General features: G+C 62.0%; 13 protein-coding genes. 3 read left to right on the top strand and 10 right to left on the bottom strand.

What is annotated here, in order from left to right:
* Nucleotides 1–30: 30 nt before the first annotated feature.
* A complete protein-coding gene (locus RWJ89_RS07065) occupies nt 31–1,959 on the top strand; it encodes a hybrid sensor histidine kinase/response regulator (protein WP_316030753.1) in 1,929 nt (642 codons plus the stop codon).
* A 15-nt stretch (nt 1,960–1,974) separates the two neighbouring features.
* Here RWJ89_RS07065 and RWJ89_RS07060 read toward each other — a convergent pair whose 3' ends face one another.
* The 5 genes from RWJ89_RS07060 to cyoA all read right to left on the bottom strand — a co-directional run bounded on the left by RWJ89_RS07060 (nt 1,975) and on the right by cyoA (nt 7,052).
* Nucleotides 1,975–2,739, bottom strand: coding sequence for an SURF1 family protein (locus RWJ89_RS07060; protein WP_316030752.1), 765 nt, complete (start codon nt 2,737–2,739; stop codon nt 1,975–1,977).
* Between the two features lie 82 nt (nt 2,740–2,821).
* Entirely contained in the window at nt 2,822–3,223 is a 402-nt protein-coding gene (gene cyoD, locus RWJ89_RS07055; RefSeq protein WP_077979958.1) for a cytochrome o ubiquinol oxidase subunit IV, read from the bottom strand.
* Nucleotides 3,220–3,840, bottom strand: coding sequence for a cytochrome o ubiquinol oxidase subunit III (gene cyoC / locus RWJ89_RS07050; protein ID WP_025397699.1), 621 nt, complete (start codon nt 3,838–3,840; stop codon nt 3,220–3,222). The genes cyoD and cyoC overlap by 4 nt, the downstream gene beginning before the upstream one ends.
* A gap of 5 nt (nt 3,841–3,845) precedes the next feature.
* Complete coding sequence (gene cyoB / locus RWJ89_RS07045) at nt 3,846–5,849, bottom strand: cytochrome o ubiquinol oxidase subunit I (RefSeq protein WP_316030751.1); 2,004 nt, start codon at nt 5,847–5,849, stop codon at nt 3,846–3,848.
* A gap of 42 nt (nt 5,850–5,891) precedes the next feature.
* A complete protein-coding gene (cyoA, locus tag RWJ89_RS07040) occupies nt 5,892–7,052 on the bottom strand; it encodes a ubiquinol oxidase subunit II (RefSeq protein ID WP_077979956.1) in 1,161 nt (386 codons plus the stop codon).
* A gap of 379 nt (nt 7,053–7,431) precedes the next feature.
* Here cyoA and RWJ89_RS07035 point away from each other — a divergent pair, with 379 nt between their 5' ends.
* Complete coding sequence (locus RWJ89_RS07035) at nt 7,432–8,763, top strand: MFS transporter (RefSeq protein WP_025397702.1); 1,332 nt, start codon at nt 7,432–7,434, stop codon at nt 8,761–8,763.
* A gap of 33 nt (nt 8,764–8,796) precedes the next feature.
* A complete protein-coding gene (locus RWJ89_RS07030; RefSeq protein WP_244735463.1) occupies nt 8,797–9,003 on the top strand; it encodes a hypothetical protein in 207 nt (68 codons plus the stop codon).
* Between the two features lie 86 nt (nt 9,004–9,089).
* Here RWJ89_RS07030 and RWJ89_RS07025 read toward each other — a convergent pair whose 3' ends face one another.
* From RWJ89_RS07025 to RWJ89_RS07005, 5 genes are all read right to left on the bottom strand, one after another.
* Entirely contained in the window at nt 9,090–9,557 is a 468-nt protein-coding gene (locus tag RWJ89_RS07025) for a cyclic nucleotide-binding domain-containing protein (protein ID WP_077979955.1), read from the bottom strand.
* A 102-nt stretch (nt 9,558–9,659) separates the two neighbouring features.
* Nucleotides 9,660–12,374 (bottom strand): ABC transporter transmembrane domain-containing protein, encoded by a 2,715-nt coding sequence (locus RWJ89_RS07020; RefSeq protein WP_132613648.1) that lies wholly within the window; start codon nt 12,372–12,374, stop codon nt 9,660–9,662.
* Nucleotides 12,375–12,556: 182 nt separating this feature from the next.
* Complete coding sequence (locus RWJ89_RS07015) at nt 12,557–13,702, bottom strand: glycosyltransferase family protein (protein ID WP_168259264.1); 1,146 nt, start codon at nt 13,700–13,702, stop codon at nt 12,557–12,559.
* Complete coding sequence (locus tag RWJ89_RS07010; RefSeq protein WP_221996145.1) at nt 13,699–14,946, bottom strand: glycosyltransferase; 1,248 nt, start codon at nt 14,944–14,946, stop codon at nt 13,699–13,701. The genes RWJ89_RS07015 and RWJ89_RS07010 overlap by 4 nt, the downstream gene beginning before the upstream one ends.
* A 9-nt stretch (nt 14,947–14,955) precedes the next feature.
* Nucleotides 14,956–16,164: a glycosyltransferase family protein gene (locus tag RWJ89_RS07005; protein WP_077979952.1), complete on the bottom strand. Its 1,209-nt coding sequence runs from the start codon at nt 16,162–16,164 to the stop codon at nt 14,956–14,958.
* Between the last annotated feature and the right edge of the window lie 80 nt (nt 16,165–16,244).

Below are 16,244 nucleotides of genomic sequence, written 5' to 3'. Positions count from 1 at the left end.
TTATAAAGCGCTGGTGACTCAGAGGGGCCGATGGAAGCGCTGAATCGACATGATACGTCTCTTGACGAAGAGGGACGCTTTCGCCTTTTGGTCGATGCCATCACCGACTACGCCATCTATATGCTGAGCCCCGAAGGCATCGTCACCAGCTGGAATACCGGCGCTCAGCGGTTCAAGGGTTACAGGCCTTCCGAAATTCTCGGCCAGCATTTTTCCCGTTTCTATCTGGAAGAGGATCGCGCCGCGGGAATTCCGGAGCGCGCTCTGGCCACGGCGGTCGAGCACGGCCGGTTCGAGGGGGAAGGCTGGCGCCAGCGCAAGGATGGCAGCCGCTTCTGGGCGCATGTGATCATCGATCCGATCCGCCGTCCCTCCGGCGAACTCATCGGTTATGCCAAAATCACCCGCGACCTGACCGAGCGCAGGGCGGCCGAAAAGGCGATCCGCCAGAGCGAGGAACAGTTCCGCCGGCTCGTCCAGGGCGTCTCGGACTATGCGATCTACATGCTCGATCCCGAAGGCAATGTCAGCAGTTGGAATTTTGGCGCCGAGCGTATCAAGGGCTATCGGCCGCAAGAAATCATCGGTCGGCATTTCTCGACCTTCTATACCCCCGAAGACCGCGAAGCCGGCCTGCCGGAGACCGCGCTTGGCATCGCGCGCGCCGAAGGCCGGTTCGAGAGGGAAGGCTGGCGCGTCCGCAAGGACGGCACCCGTTTCTGGGCCAGCATCGTCATCGATGCCATCCGCGACGAGGAAGGCGATGTGATCGGTTTCGCGAAGATCACCCGCGATATCACCGAGAAGATGGAGACCCAGCGGGCACTGGAGCAGGCGCGCGAAGAGCTCTTCCAGTCGCAGAAGATGGAGGCGATCGGTCAATTGACCGGCGGTATCGCCCATGATTTCAACAATCTGCTGATGGCTGTGCTCGGCAGTCTCGAAATCCTGAAGAAACGCATGCCACAGGATCTCTCGCTGACATCGCTGGTCGACAATGCCATGCAGGGTGCCCAGCGGGGTGCTGCGCTGACCCAGCGCATGCTGGCCTTTTCCCGCCGGCAGGAACTGCACATGGAGCCGATCGACGTCTCCGGCCTGGTCCGTGGCATGATGGATATGCTGAGCCGTTCGCTCGGCCCCCTCACCGTGATCGAGACATCTTTCCCCGTCAGGCTGCCGACGATCCTGACCGATCCGAACCAGCTGGAGATGGCGATCCTGAACCTCGTCGTCAACGCCCGCGACGCCATGCCGTCCGGCGGTCGGATCGTGCTTCGCGCTTCCGAAGAATCGCTGCCATCAGGCAAGGGTCCGCTGTCGCCCGGCCGCTATGTCCGCATCGCGGTGATCGACGAAGGCGAGGGCATGGATGCAAGGACGCTGGAGCAGGCCATCACGCCGTTCTTCACGACCAAGGGTGTCGGCAAGGGCACCGGTCTCGGCCTTTCCATGGTGCAGGGCCTTGCGTCCCAGTCCGGCGGCCGCCTGATGATGAAGAGCAGCCTCGGCGAAGGCACGACGGCCGAATTGTGGTTCCCGGTCGCGATGATGGAACAGGTAACCGGCGCGACCCCCGACCGGCCGCAGCAGGAGGACAATGCGGCGCGCCGGCTGCGCATCGTCGCCGTCGACGACGATGGTCTGGTCCTGATGAATACCACACTGATGTTGGAGGATCTCGGCCATACCGTGTTCGAGGCGATGGCGGGTCCCGAGGCGCTCGACATCCTGCGCAAACAGCAGGTCGACCTAGTGATTTGCGACCATGCCATGCCCCGCATGACGGGCGCGCAGCTCGCCCAGGCGATCCGCAGCGAATGGCCCGACATACCGATCATCCTCGCAACCGGTTACGCCGAGATCCCGCAAGGGGCCGACATCGTCGACTTGCCCCGCCTCGGCAAGCCCTTCTCACAGGCGCAGCTCGCCGAAGCGATCAGCCGGGTTGCTTCATAAGGATCGCCGACGAGGTTAAGGCCTTGGCCGAACCCGGCTCCCCCTCTCGCCGCGAAGAATGAACACCAGCAATGCCAGCACCATCGCCGCCAGCCCGTACCAGGTGATCGCGTAGACGAGATGGTTGTTGGGGAAATCGATGATCGTGAGGCCGCCGACAGGCAGGCTGCCCGGATTGGCGGTAGCATCGGCGTCGATGAAATAGGACGCGACCGTACCGACGCCGCGCTTTTCAGCGATCGCAGCGACATCGCGCGAATACCAGCGGTCGGCCGCGACGTCATTGGATTGCAGCAGCGATCCCTTCGGCTCCGTCATCCGCATCAGCCCGGTGATCTCGACCGGGCCTGATGGTTGCCCCTCGCGGCGCGTGGCCGGATCGCGCCGGTCGGTCGGCACGAAGCCGCGATTGACGAGGATTGATGTCCCGTCGGCAAGCGTCAGCGGCGCCATCACCCAATAACCCGGACCGAGCGCGGTCGAGGCATAGACCAGCGTTTCCTTGTCGTTCGCCAGCATCCCGGCCGCGGTCACCCGCCGATATTCGTCATCGGTGGCATTGACCTTCTCCCAGTCGGCGCGTGCCGGTGCCGGCACGGGTGGCGCGTGCACACGCTGGTCGACGCGGGCGATGAGGTCGCGTTTCCAGGCCAGGCGCTCGACCTGCCAGGTGCCGAGTGCGGAAAGTGCTGCGGCAAGCAGCACCAGGCAGACGGCGAAGATCGCGCGTTTTACCTGATAGCGCCGTCTCTCCGATGTTCGCGAGGGAGCCTCACTCATGCCCTGCCTATGTCTGAATTGCTCGGGGCTGAACCGCTGGTGGTCTGAACCGCTGCGGGCTGGCGCCGCCCCTTCGTGACCGTCACGGCATGTTCTTCATCATCTCGGGGCTCATCGGCATCATGTTGGTGTTGAGATGATGCATGACCCAGAGGGAACCGGAAAGCGCGATGGCGACGATGATGAGGGTGAAGATCAGCGCCATGATCGTCCAGCCGCCCTCGCTCCTGGTATTCATGTGCAGGAAGAACACCATATGGACGACGATCTGGATCGCCCCGAGGCCCATCACCAGCACCGCCGTCAACGCCGGGCTGTCGAATACGCCGGCCATGACAAGCCAGAAGGGAATGGCGGTCAGGACGACGGAAAGCACGAAGCCCGTCATGTAGCTGCGGAACGTGCCATGGCCGGCCTGATGGCCGTGGCTGTGGCCGTGATGAGCCTCGTGGGCATCCTCATGGGCAGGTGCTTGCGAACTCATCCGAGAACTCCCAGCAGATAGACGAAGGAAAAGACGCCGATCCAGACGACGTCGAGGAAGTGCCAGAACATCGAAAGGCACATAAGGCGGCGGCGGTTGGCCTCGATCAGCCCGTGCATCGACACCTGCACCATCAGCGTGATTAGCCAGATGATGCCGAAGGTGACGTGCAGTCCGTGGGTGCCGACGAGCGTAAAGAAGGAGGAGAGGAAGGCGCTGCGCGTCGGCCCGGCGCCTTCGTGGATCAGGTGGATGAACTCGTAGAGTTCGAGCCCGATGAAGGCTGCACCGAACAAGCCGGTCACACCAAGCCAGAACAGCGTTTCCGCCTTTGCGTTCCGCTCCATCTGCAGCATCGCGAAGCCGTAGGTGATCGAGGAGAAGAGCAGCATCGAGGTGTTGAGGGCAACGATCGGCAGATCGAACAGATCGGCGGGCGAGGGGCCGGCGGCATAATTGCGGCCGAGCACGCCGTGCGTCGCAAACAGCACCGCGAAGATCAGGCAGTCGCTCATCAGGTAGAGCCAGAAGCCGAGGTTGGTGCTGTTTTCCGGATGATGATCTTCCGTCAGGTAGAATTCAGGCTTTTCGGCCGTGTCGATAGTCTGATCGCTCATGGTCATTACACCTGCTCGGCAAGCAACGCCGTGCGCTTGCCTTCCGTTTCGGTCACCTCTTCGGCGGGGATGTGAAAGTCGCGTCTGTAGTTGAAGGTATGACCGATCGCGACGACCAGCATGGCGACGAAGGAGACGGCCACCAACCACCACATATACCAGATCAGGCCGAAGGCGAGGGCGACGCTGATGGCCGACAGGATTGCGCCGGTGCCGGTGTTCTTCGGCATGTGGATCGGCCGGAAGCCTTCCAGCGGACGCGCATAACCACGGTTCTTCATGTCGTACCAGCTGTCATGGTCGTGGACGACGGGCGTGAAGGCGAAGTTGTAATCCGGCGGCGGCGAAGAGGTCGACCATTCCAGCGTGCGGCCATCCCAGGGATCGCCACTATCGTCGCGCAACTCCTCGCGTTTCATGAAGCTGACGACGATCTGGATGAGGAAGGCGGCGATACCGAGCGCGATCAGGCCGACGCCGAAAGCGGCGATGATGAACCAGATCTGCAGCGACGGATCCTCGAACTGGCTCACGCGGCGGGTGACGCCCATCAGGCCGAGCACGTAGAGCGGCATGAAGGCGAACCAGAAGCCGATCTGCCAGAACCAGAAGCTCATCTTGCCCCAGAAGGGATCGAGCTTGAAGCCGAAGGCCTTCGGAAACCAGTAGTTCACGCCGGCGAACATGCCGAAGAGAACGCCGCCGATGATGACGTTGTGGAAGTGGGCGATGAGAAACAGCGAATTGTGCAGCACGAAGTCGGCCGGCGGCACGGCGAGCATAACGCCGGTCATGCCGCCGATGACGAAGGTCACCATGAAACCGACCGTCCACAGCATCGGCACCTCAAAGCGGATGCGGCCGCGATACATGGTGAAGAGCCAGTTGAAGATCTTCGCCCCGGTCGGGATCGAGATAATCATCGTGGTGATGCCGAAGAAGGAATTGACGGAAGCGCCCGAGCCCATCGTGAAGAAGTGGTGCAGCCAGACGATGTAAGACAGAATCATGATCACGCAGGTGGCGTAGACCATAGAGGCGTAGCCGAAGAGACGTTTGCCGGAGAAGGTGGCGACGACTTCCGAGAAGATGCCGAAGGCCGGCAGCACGAGAATGTAGACTTCAGGATGACCCCAGATCCAGATGAGATTGATGTACATCATCGGGTTGCCGCCGAGGTCATTGGTAAAGAAGTTCGTCCCGGCATAGCGGTCGAGCGACAGAAGCGCCAGCGTTGCCGTCAGGATCGGGAACGAGGCGACGATCAGCACGTTGGTGCAGAGCGCGGTCCAGGTGAAGACCGGCATCTTCATGAAGGTCATGCCCGGCGCACGCATCTTGACGATGGTGGCGATCAGGTTGATGCCCGAAAGCGTCGTCCCCACACCGGCCACCTGCAGGCCCCAGATATAATAATCGACGCCGACGCCCGGACTGTAGGCTGCGCCCGACAGCGGCGGGTAGGCGAGCCAGCCGGTCTGGGCGAATTCGCCAATGAACAGCGACAGCATGATGATGATCGCGCCGGCGGTGGTCATCCAGAAAGAGAAGTTGTTGAGGAAGGGGAAGGAGACGTCGCGCGCGCCGATCTGCAGCGGCACCACGAAGTTCATCAGACCGGTGACGAAGGGCATCGCCACGAAGAAGATCATGATGACGCCGTGGGCGGTGAAGACCTGGTCGTAATGGTGCGGCGGCAGATAGCCCTCCGCGCCGTTGAAGGCGATCGCCTGCTGGACGCGCATCATGATCGCGTCGGAAAAGCCGCGCAGCAGCATGATGACGGCGAGGATCACATACATGATGCCGATCTTCTTGTGATCGACGCTGCAGATCCAGTCGCGCCAGAGCGGACCCCAGAACTTGAAATAGGTGATGATGCCGAGCACAGCGAGACCGCCGATGACGACGCCGATGAAGGTCACGACCAGGATCGGCTCGTGATAGGGGATGGCATCGAGGGTCAACCGGCCGAAGACGAACTTCAGGAGGTCAGGATTGGAAAACATGGAACAACCCGTTCATTATGTCTTGCGACGCAAAGCGCCAGGTTAATTGTTGTTGTTGAGCTGCGCCGGCGCCGGAGTGGCGCCGTTGTCCGTGCCGGGCATGGAATGACCCTCATGCTGCATGTCCATGCCGGGCATGTCGTGCTGCATGCCGTCGGTCCGCTCGGCAGGCTCGCTGCGTGCCGGAGCCCCGGTCGCCGGCACGGTGGCGGCGGGCGCCACGATGCCTTCGTCGGCATGACGGTTGTCGTATTGCAGCTTCTCGCGGTTCTCCGCACTTTCCTTGCCGCCGCCGCCCATCATGTCGATGTGCATCATCTCGTTCATGCACATCTTGCCCGGAGTGGCGCACATGTTGAGGATGGCGTTGTAAAGGTCGGCATCGGCGCCGGCATAATAACGCACCGGTTCCTTCTCGCTCGGCTTCTCGAGTTTCAGATAAGCGTCGCGGTTGAGCATCGTGCCCTGCTGCTTGACCTGCGCCACCCAGGCGTCAAAGCCCGCTTGATCGAGGCCGTGGAACTTGAAGCGCATGTGCGAGAAGCCGCTTCCGCTGTAATTGGCGGAGAAGCCCTCATATTCGCCTTGCCGGTTGATGACGGCGTGCAGCTTCGTCTCCATGCCGGGCATCGCGTAGATCTGGCCGGCCAGGGCAGGGATATAAAAGGAGTTCATCACCGAGGAGGCGGTGATCTTGAAATTGATCGGAACGTCGACCGGAGCAGCCAGTTCGTTGACGGTGGCGATGCCGAGTTCGGGATAGAAGAACAGCCACTTCCAGTCGAGCGCCACGACCTCGACGATCAGCGGCTTGGTATCGGCCGGAATGGCACGCTCGGCATCAAGGCGGTCGAGCGGGCGGTAGGGATCGAGCTTATGCGTGGAAATCCAGGTCACGGCGCCGAGCGCAATGATGATCGCAAGCGGCGCTGACCAGATCACGATTTCGAGGCGGGTCGAATGGTGCCATTCCGGCGCGTAAGTTGCAGCCGTATTGGAGCGGCGGTAGCGCCAGGCGAAGAACAGCGTCAGGAAGATCACCGGTATGATGATCAAAAGCATCAGTACCGTCGAGATGACGATGAGATCGCGCTGTTGCGCGGCGATGTCGCCGGAGGGCGCCATGACCACCATGTTGCATCCTGCCAGGAAAAGCAGCGGCAAGACGGATAGAAGGCGGGAAAACTTCATGAGTTTTAACACGTCTCTAAGCTCTTGTTGTTTCGTTCGTTCCGCGACTAACGCACTGAACCTGATAGCGACATGAGGTGTTTGGTCGCAGTGCAGCAATGATGCCGCGCTGCGGCACAAATCATGGTGCACTACAGCTTTGGAATCCTGATGAAATCAAGAAGGATTCCTTGCCCAGCGCATGTTTCAGATCAATATATCCGCAAGAGCCGGCCAAGCCAGCGTTCCCGGGAAAAATCGCGCTCCGGATCACGCTCTTTTTTCCGTCCACGCCTCATTTTGAGCCGTGATGATGAACTATTTACGTCTTACGGACTTGATAAGCCTGCAGGTTTGATCAAGATCAGGTTGAGGCGCCCTGCCGAAAGCGCCTCAACGAGGGAGGCGTTTCATGGCTGAAACAACGCATTACGGACCGTCATCGTCGTCGCTGGAACGCGACGCGCGGCGCATTCACGACGACAAGCCGGTTTCGCCGGGCAGCATCGCCATCGGCGTGGTGATAGGCCGCATGTCGGAATTCTTCGATTTCTTCGTCTACGGCCTCGCCTCGGTCCTGGTCTTTCCACAGCTGATTTTCCCTTTCGCTCCGGACAGGCTGACGGGCACGCTCTATTCCTTCGCTATCTTCTCGCTTGCCTTCCTGGCTCGCCCCGTCGGCTCCGTCGTCTTCATGACGATCGATCGGCTGTACGGCCGTGGCACCAAGCTGACGATCGCGCTCTTCCTGCTTGGCGGCTCCACGGCCTCGATCGCCTTCCTGCCGGGTTACAACGAGATCGGCGTCTGGTCGATCGCGTTGCTGGCGCTCTTCCGCCTCGGCCAGGGCTTCGCGCTCGGCGGCGCCTGGGACGGTCTTGCCTCGCTGCTGGCGCTCAACGCGCCGGCCAAACACCGCGGCTGGTATGCGATGATCCCGCAGCTCGGTGCGCCGATCGGTTTTGCGCTGGCCAGCACCTTGTTCGGTTATTTCGTCGCCAATCTTTCCAGTGAGGATTTCCTCTCCTGGGGCTGGCGTTATCCCTTCTTCGTCGCCTTCGCGATCAACGTCGTAGCGCTGTTTGCGCGTTTGCGGCTCGTCATGACCAAGGAATTCGGCACGCTGCTGGAGCAGCATGAGCTGGAAGCAGCTCCCATTCTCGACGTGCTGCGCGTTCACGGCCGCGACATTCTGATCGGCGCTTTCGTGCCGCTCGCAAGCTTCGCCATGTTCCACCTCGTCACCATTTTCCCGCTCGGCTGGATGAGCCTTTATGGCAACCAGCCGATCGGCACCTTCATGGTGGTGCAGGTGGTCGGCGCCATGGTCGGGATCATCACCATCATTGCATCAGGACTGATTGCCGACCGCATCGGCCGGCGCGCCCAGCTTGCCATCTGCGCCGTCATCATCGCCGTCTTCAGCTTCGTTGGGCCGAGCCTGATCGCATCCGGCAACAGCGGCCATGACGCTTTCGTCATCATCGGCTTCGGCGTGCTCGGCCTTTCCTTCGGCCAGGCGACGGGCTCGATCTCGTCCCGCTTCGGCCGCGGCTACCGCTATACTGGTGCCGCCTTCACATCGGATCTGGCCTGGTTGATCGGTGCGGGTTTTGCGCCGCTGGTGGCGCTCAGCCTCTCCAGCCGCTTCGGCCTGACTTTCGTCGGTTACTACCTGCTGTCCGGCGCCATCTGCACGCTTGCAGCACTTGCCTTCAGCAGGGCGCTGGAGCAGCGGGAATAGACGCAGTCGAACAAATGGCCTGCATGGGAAGCCATGCAGGCATTTGCCCGGCGTGCGAAAGCAACATCAGATCGCAAGAAAGCAATTCAGTTCATCGCCGAACAGAATGTCGGTGTCGCGACAAGTCAGCTTGATGAGGTGGAGAGTCAGCCGATTTTCTTGTCCATCAGCCGGAGATCTGCCGGCCTGGACGCATCGCTGGAACGGAACCGGTCATCTCACGCACATCTTTTATGGTGAGCTGTCATGTTCGCCAAAAGATCAACAGCTGGAATTTTGCGCTTCGTACAGGCGCACGGAAATGGCCGGCGAAATCCTGAAAAACCTTACTGCGCCATCTGAGGCTGCTTCGCCGCCCGGGCCGCGGTTAGTTCCGCGGTGGTGTGGTTCAGGCGGTCGGCCAGCACCCGCATGATTTCCACGGCCATTTCGGGGAAATCGCTGAGCAGCTTCAGGAAATGCTCCTTGCTGATGCGCAGCACCTCTAGCGACGAGGTGGCGCGGACCGTTGCCGTGCGCGAGACATCGCAGAGGATGGCGATTTCGCCGACGATGGAATTGGGTTCGACGTCAGCGACCTTGATCTCGCCGGCCGGTGATGCGACGACGACGTCGGCGGTGCCCGAGAGGACGACATAGGCGGCATCACCGACATCGCCCTGATGGAAAAGGTCCTGTCCGGCCTTGTAGGTCATGCGATCGGAGGTAAAGGCCAAAAGCTTGAGCTTTGCTGGCGCGATCCTTGAAAAGATCGGCACCCTTCGGAGCATTTCGACTTCGTCTCTCAACAGCATGAGCGTTTCAATCCCCTGATGCAGGGTCCCGCAGGACCAGGCATCTTCAAACTTCGAGGCGTCCCCATCAGGAACACCCACCATCGCCGCCCCTATAGAATATTACGATAACAGTTCCTTGAACATCCCGTTTTTCGCGGAAAGTTCCGGATAGTTTCCGGCCTCCGCCAATCCGCCGCGGTCAAAGAGCAGGATCCGGTCGAACATCTCGGCCTGCCGGGCGTTGGAGAGCACCCAGATGATCGCCGGCCGATGGCCTTCTTCGTGCAGGCCCTCGATGATGTTGCGGGTGATCTGATCTTGAACGCGCTGGTCAAGCGCCGACAGCGGCCGGTTGAAGATGAAATAGTCCGAGCGCTTCAACAGCGCGCGGGCCAGGTTCAGCTTCTGCCGCTGCACCATGGTCAGTCGTTTGCCGCCGGAGCCGACGTCGAATTCGAGGCCGATCGACAGCACGTCGTCATAAAGGTCGAGCGCATCGAAGAGTTCGCCCATGATGCCGCGGATGCGGTCGGAAGCGTCGGCCTGCTGATAGGCGATACGGCCGAAGAGCACATTGTCCATCAGGCTTGCCGACGGGGTGAAACGCTCGGCGTCGTAACGCTCGATCAGCTCGGCGAGATCGGCCGGAATATGCTCGTGGAACTGCTTGCGGGCGCTGACGATTTTGTCCATGAGCTCGTTCGGCAGCAAGCCGAAGCGATGGCGCGGCTCGATATAGGCAAAACTCAGCCGGATGATGGCCGAACGTTCTTCCGGCGTGGCGTCCTCGAAGCGGCGGCTTTGCAGCTTCTGCAGCAACGCCTGATAGGTCGGGATGTCGTCCGCCGTCATGAAGGTCAGCTGCTGGAAGAATGGATGGTCGGGCGGCAGGTCGTGGAAGAGTTCCACCGCGTTTTCGGCGATCTCGAGGCCCATGGCGTAGAGATCGGTGCTGAGGCCGGTCTCACGGAAGAGCTGCTGGAAATAGGGATGCGCGGCCAGCCTCCGGTTGGTCATCAACGGCCGCTTCATCGTGCCGAAGAGCAGGTTCTCGCCGACCGTCGCCTGGGCGTTATAGGCATCGAAGTCGAAAGGCACGACGATCGTGTCGAGCCCCTCGTCGCGCAGCCGGTCCCTGAGCGAGGCGCGTAGCGCCACGACGTGGTCGCCGAGCGCCACATGCACGTCGGTGTTGACGGTCGAGCGCAGCGCCAAATCGAGGATGTCCTGCGAGATCAGGACGGCGTCGAGCACCGGGCGGATTGCTGTGAGCAGGTCCTCGGGCCCGCTGGCGCCGGCAGCCTTGTAGTCCACCCAGTCGCTGTTGAGGTCGAGCGTCGGATTGCCGGCCTTTTCCGCCTCGGCGGAATGCCATTTATACTCCAGTGCTTCCCGCTCGTCGTAAATCGGATCGGTCATCGGCGCATGTTTCAGGCCGTAGAGCAGATTGCTGGCGAGCGTCCCGTGGAAGAAGAAAGTGTCCGCCGAGGCATAGGAGATCCGCCGGCCGGTAATCGATTCTGGCAGCTCCAGGAGATCGCGTCCGTCGATGGTGATACGGCCGGAGTCCGGCCAGACCATGCGTCCGAGCGCTTCGGCGAAGGCTTCAGCGCCGCTGCCGTTCGGCCCGACGATCGCCACCGTCTCGTTCGGCTTGATCTCAACGGAGACGTGGTCGACGATGCGGGCGCCGCTGTCGTCGGAGAGCGTCAGATTGGTGATGACGAACGCGCCAGTCAACGGGCCGACCGGGGCAGTTGCGAGTTCCTGGATGCGGCTGTCGATCAGCGGCTCGACGTTGAACTGCTCGTAGACCTGCTGGTATTTCACCTGCACGTCCTGGCGCATCTGGTCCCAGTCGATCAGTTCCTTCAGCGGGCCGGGCAGGTCCTTGTAGGCTGATATGACGGCGACAAGCTGGCCGATGTCGAGCCGGCCCTGGAGCGCAAGATAGCCGCCGATCGCGTAGAACAGGAACGGCGTGACCTGGGCGAGGAAGTTGTTGATGAACTTCACCAGGAACTTCCACTGGTAAAGGTCGTAGCGGATCGAGAAAATCCGTCCGAGCCGCGAGGCGATGTCGGCGCGTTCGAGATTCGACGTGTCGTTGCCGTGGATCGTGCCGATGCCCTCGACGATTTCGCCGACGCGGCCGGAGAGTTCGCGCGCCGTCAGCTGCCGCTGGCGGCCGAGTTCCAAGAGGCGCTTGCGCATGCGGGGGATGACGATGGCCTGCACGCCGACGATGCCGGCGGCGATCATGCCAAGCCAGAAATTCTGGACGATGATGAAGACGAGCGCCGTTATCGCCTGGCCGCCGAGAAGAGCAGGGGAAACGAAGGCGTCGCCGGTGAAGCCGCCCATCGGCTCCACCTCGTCCTTGATCATGGTGGCGATCTCGGCCGATTTCACCCGCTTGAAGTGAATGGGCGGAAAGCGCAGCACCCGGTCGATCAGCTCGAAGCGGATGCGGCGCAGCATGCGCTCGCCGAGACGGCCCTTATAGGTGTTGATGTAGAATTTGAAGAGGCCGTTCAGCACCACCAGCGCCAGAAACACCAGGCTGAGGGCCATCAGCATCTGGAAGCGGTTGAGCTGCAGGCCTTCAAAGAATTCGACATGGCCGATCAGCGGGATGTCGTAGGCAATGTGCATGAAAGTCTGCCGCGCGCCGGGACCTTCGAAGCCGTCGCCCTGAATCGGTCCGTTGACGATCTGCTTCGGCAGGTCGAAGGACAGGAAATAGGGCACCATCGATGCGGCGACGACGGCCAGGATCCAAAGCTGCTGCAGCCGCGTGTTCTTCCAGATGTAGCGGGCGAGGCTTTTTTCCATGGCTAACCGTCAGCTTGCTGGGAAATTCCGGAGGCGCGATCCGGGCGCCGTGCGGGGGAGGATTCTCAAGAACAGGACCATGCAGCCGGACCGCCGATATCGCAATGAAAACAAGGCGAAGCGACCGGCTGCAAAAATGCCGATTCTCGCCGGAACATTGCTTATATCACAGGAATTTTGGATTAGGCGAGGGATTCGGCAATCATGGAGCGAATGATGAGGGCGGTTTTCTCCGCCCCGTCGAGGTCGAGCAAGACCGGCCCGCGTGGCTGTGCGGCAAGCGCCTTTTCGACCGCCTCTTTCACATGGCCCGACGTCAGTCCGTTCTCCGGCAGGATATCGGCGAGGCCGAGCGCCTGCAGTCGTTCGGCGCGCACCGTCTGCTCGGTCTCGCCGCCGGCGACGAAGGGGATGAGGATCGCCCGGCATTCGGTGCGCAAGAGATCGCCGACCGTGTTGTAGCCGGCCTGCGAGATCGAAACCTTCGCACCGCGCAGCAGCGAGGGAAAATCCTTGCGGAAGCGCGCCAGCGTCACATTCGGGCCCGCGTCCTCGGACAGCGCGGCGAAATCGGCCTCGGGCAGGTTCGGGCCGGCGACCAGCAGCCAGCGAAGATTGTCCGGCAGCAGCGCTGCCGCCTCTTTTGCCGCGCCGATCAGCGCGGCGCCGACCGCACCGCCGCCCGCCGATGCGATGATGTCGAATGTCTCGGCGGGTTCCGGCGCCGGCGGGGCTGCGACGAGGCCGGTATAACGCAGCCTGTCGGCGATCTCTGACGTCAGCGGGAAAGTGTCTTCGAGCCTGACAAAGCCGGGATCGCCGTGGACGAGCACGGCATCGAAATGGTCCTTCACCAGCGCGACGGTCTCCGCGTCGCGGCCGGCCTTGCGGTTTTCCTGCAGGATGTCGCGAACCGAGCTTATGAGTTTCGGCCGCAGTTCGGCTTTTTCGATCGCCTCAAGCAGCGGCAGCAGTTCGAAGCGCATCTGTCGCCGGCCAAAGGGGAAGGCCTCGATGATGACGACATCGGGCTTTGCGGCATGAAAAGCGTCGAGCAGCAGCTGGCGGCGTATATTGAGGAATTCCTCGCCTGCCGGTCGGCCCTCGGCATCGGCGAGGCCGGAGAAGCCGGCATTGCTGGCGACGACCGCCGGCAGGGCTACGGTCTTCACGCCTTCGCCCGGAAAGCCCGGCACCGGCAGGCCGCCGGTCACGACAGTCACGTCAAAACCGTCCTTGATCAATGCATTGGCGATGCGGCTGGCGCGGGCTATGTGGCCGATGCCGAGCAGATGCTGGACGTAGAAGAAAATACGCGGTGCCGTCATGACGCCTTCTGCCATTCTGCCTCGAACAGGCCGGTGAGCTGTCTGATGCTGGAGTGATAGTCGAAATATTCGCGCACCTGGATTTCGGCGGCATCGCCGAGGCGCTTTCGCAGTGCCGGGTCGCGGATCGCCGCCTCCAGCGCGTTGGCCAGCAGCGCCGGGTCCTCCGGCGGCACGACGAGGCCGTTTTCTCCGTTCTTCAGGAGCTCCGGCACGCCGGATACGTCGGTCGAGAGGCAGACGAGCCGCTGGCTGGAGGCTTCGACCAGGACGTTCGGCAGGCCGTCGCGGTCGCCATTGGCGGCGATGCGGCAGGCAAGTGCGAAGAGGTCGGCGCGGCGGTAATGATCGAGCACGTCTTCCTGCGCCATGGCGCCCTTCCAGACGATGCGGCCGGAAATGCCGAGTTCGGTCGCCAGGACTTTCAGTTTCGCAAGCTCCTCGCCGCCGCCGATATGGTCCATGCGCCAGTGAAGCTCGGCGGGCAAAAGTGCCAGCGCCCGCAGCAACACGTCGTAACCCTTCTTCTCGACGGCGCGGCCGACGCTGAGGATCAAGGCCGGATCGCCGGGCTCGCTGCCGGTGCGATTCGAACGCTCGCCGGCGAAATGGCCGAAACGGGCGAGATCGAGGCCGTGGTAACTCAGGTGCACGGCCTCCTTGCGGGATGTCAGCGTCCGCATATGGTCGTAGCCCGTCCTGGTGCAGGTGACGGTCCAGCGGGCGCTGCCGAGTTTCTCGTTCAGCTCCCAGTCGGGCGACGTCCATATGTCCTTGGCATGCGCCGAACAGGTCCAGGGCGTGCCCGTGAGGATGCTCGCATATTCCGTCACCGAGGCCGGCGTGTGGATGAAATGGGCATGCAGCCATTCACCCTCGTCCGGCCATTCGCGCCCCAGCACCAGCGCCTGGCCGAGACGGCGGAAGCGATTGCGGGAGATGTCGCGCTTGAGGTCGGCGAGGAAGCGTTTCATCAGCGCCTTGAAGCCCGGTTTCGCGAGACCGGCGATGAGGCCCTTCAGCACGCGGATCGGCTCCTCGTGCAGATATTCCGGCAGATAGACGACGCGCGCCCGGATCTCGTCATGCACGGGATGGCGCTTCTTGTCGGTCGGCCGGCGCATCGAAATCAGCGTCAGGTCGAAGCCGGCCTTTTCGAGGCCGAGCAGCTCCTGGGCGATGAAGGTCTCCGAAAGGCGAGGATAACCTTTCAGCACGACGAGGATCTTGCGGCGTGGCGGCAAGGCTTTGCCCTATTCCGCGCCGACGAGGGAAAGGTGGCTGCCGCGGCCGTCGATCCACCGGCCGACGGTCTGTGAAATGTGGTCCAGCCCTTCGAGACGCATGTTGCCGCCGCTCTTCGAAGGCGGCTGGCGGGAGGGCAGGCGTTTCAGCGCCTCGGCCATGATCGTGGGGTCGACCGATTGGTCCGGCAGCAACATGTCGACGAGGCCGAGCTCGCTTGCCCGCTTGGCGCGCAGCAGCTGCTCCTCGCGCGGCTTGACGCGCGGCACGATGAGCGCCGGCTTATCGAAGGAGAGGATTTCGCAATAGGTGTTGTAGCCGCCCATGGCGACGACGCCGGTGGCGCCGTCGATCAACTCTTCCATGTGGTTGTCGAACTCGATCACCTCGATATAGGGGATGGCTTCGCCCTTCTGCACCAGCTTGGCGCGCTCGGCGGCCGGCATATAAGGCCCGAGCACGACGAGCGCTTTCTGCGTCAGCGTCGCATCGGCCTCGTAGGCGTTCATGACGTCGTGGACGAGATCGGAGCCGTCGCCGCCGCCGCCCGTGGTGACGAGCAGGTAATTATCCTTGCGGGCGTTGATCGAGCTCTTGCCCCTGGAGACGCTGCGCTGCAGGAAGCCGACGAAATCCATCTTCCGGCGCAGGCTTTGCGGCACGTCGAGGCCGATCAGCGGATCATAGAATTCCGGCGGACCGTAGACCCAGACGCTGTCGTAATATTGATCGATCTTCTGCATGATGCTGTTCTTCTTCCACTCGGCCTCGAGCAGATGCGGCGCGTCCATGATCTCGCGCAGCCCCAGCACCAGCACCGTGCCGCGGGCCTTGAGATAGGCGAGCGTATCTTCGACTTCGCCCTTCAATCCCATCGGCTCCTTGTCGACGATGAAGATGTCCGGCTGGAAGGTCTCGGCCGTGTGACGGATGCTCGATTCACGCATCTTCAGCGTCTCGTGCAGGTCGATATGGCTGGCAAGCGACGTATATTCGCCGTTGCGCAGCTTGATGACGCTCGGGATCTTCACAAAATCGACGCGGGCGCGGTAATCGAAGGCGCCGGCGATCGTCGCTCCCGAAATGATGAGAATGTTGAGGCCGCGATAATCCTCGACCAGCGCATGGGCGATGGCGCGGCAGCGGCGCAGATGGCCGAGACCGAAAGTATCGTGACTGTACATGAGGATGCGCGCATCTTCGAGACGTCTGGACATGGGCATCCCTTCTGGGGTCAGCAACATACTTTGTGCCCCCACCGTCCGGAGGCAAAGAGGCGGGGGCGGTGCCGTGATGG

Origin of the sequence: Rhizobium sp. 10PS4, from assembly GCF_032464805.1 — a bacterium.
In the GTDB taxonomy this organism is placed as follows: Bacteria; Pseudomonadota; Alphaproteobacteria; order Rhizobiales; family Rhizobiaceae; genus Rhizobium; species Rhizobium laguerreae.
The sequence above is the reverse complement of the archived record's forward strand: the minus strand, read 5'-3'. Positions and strand labels throughout refer to the sequence as shown.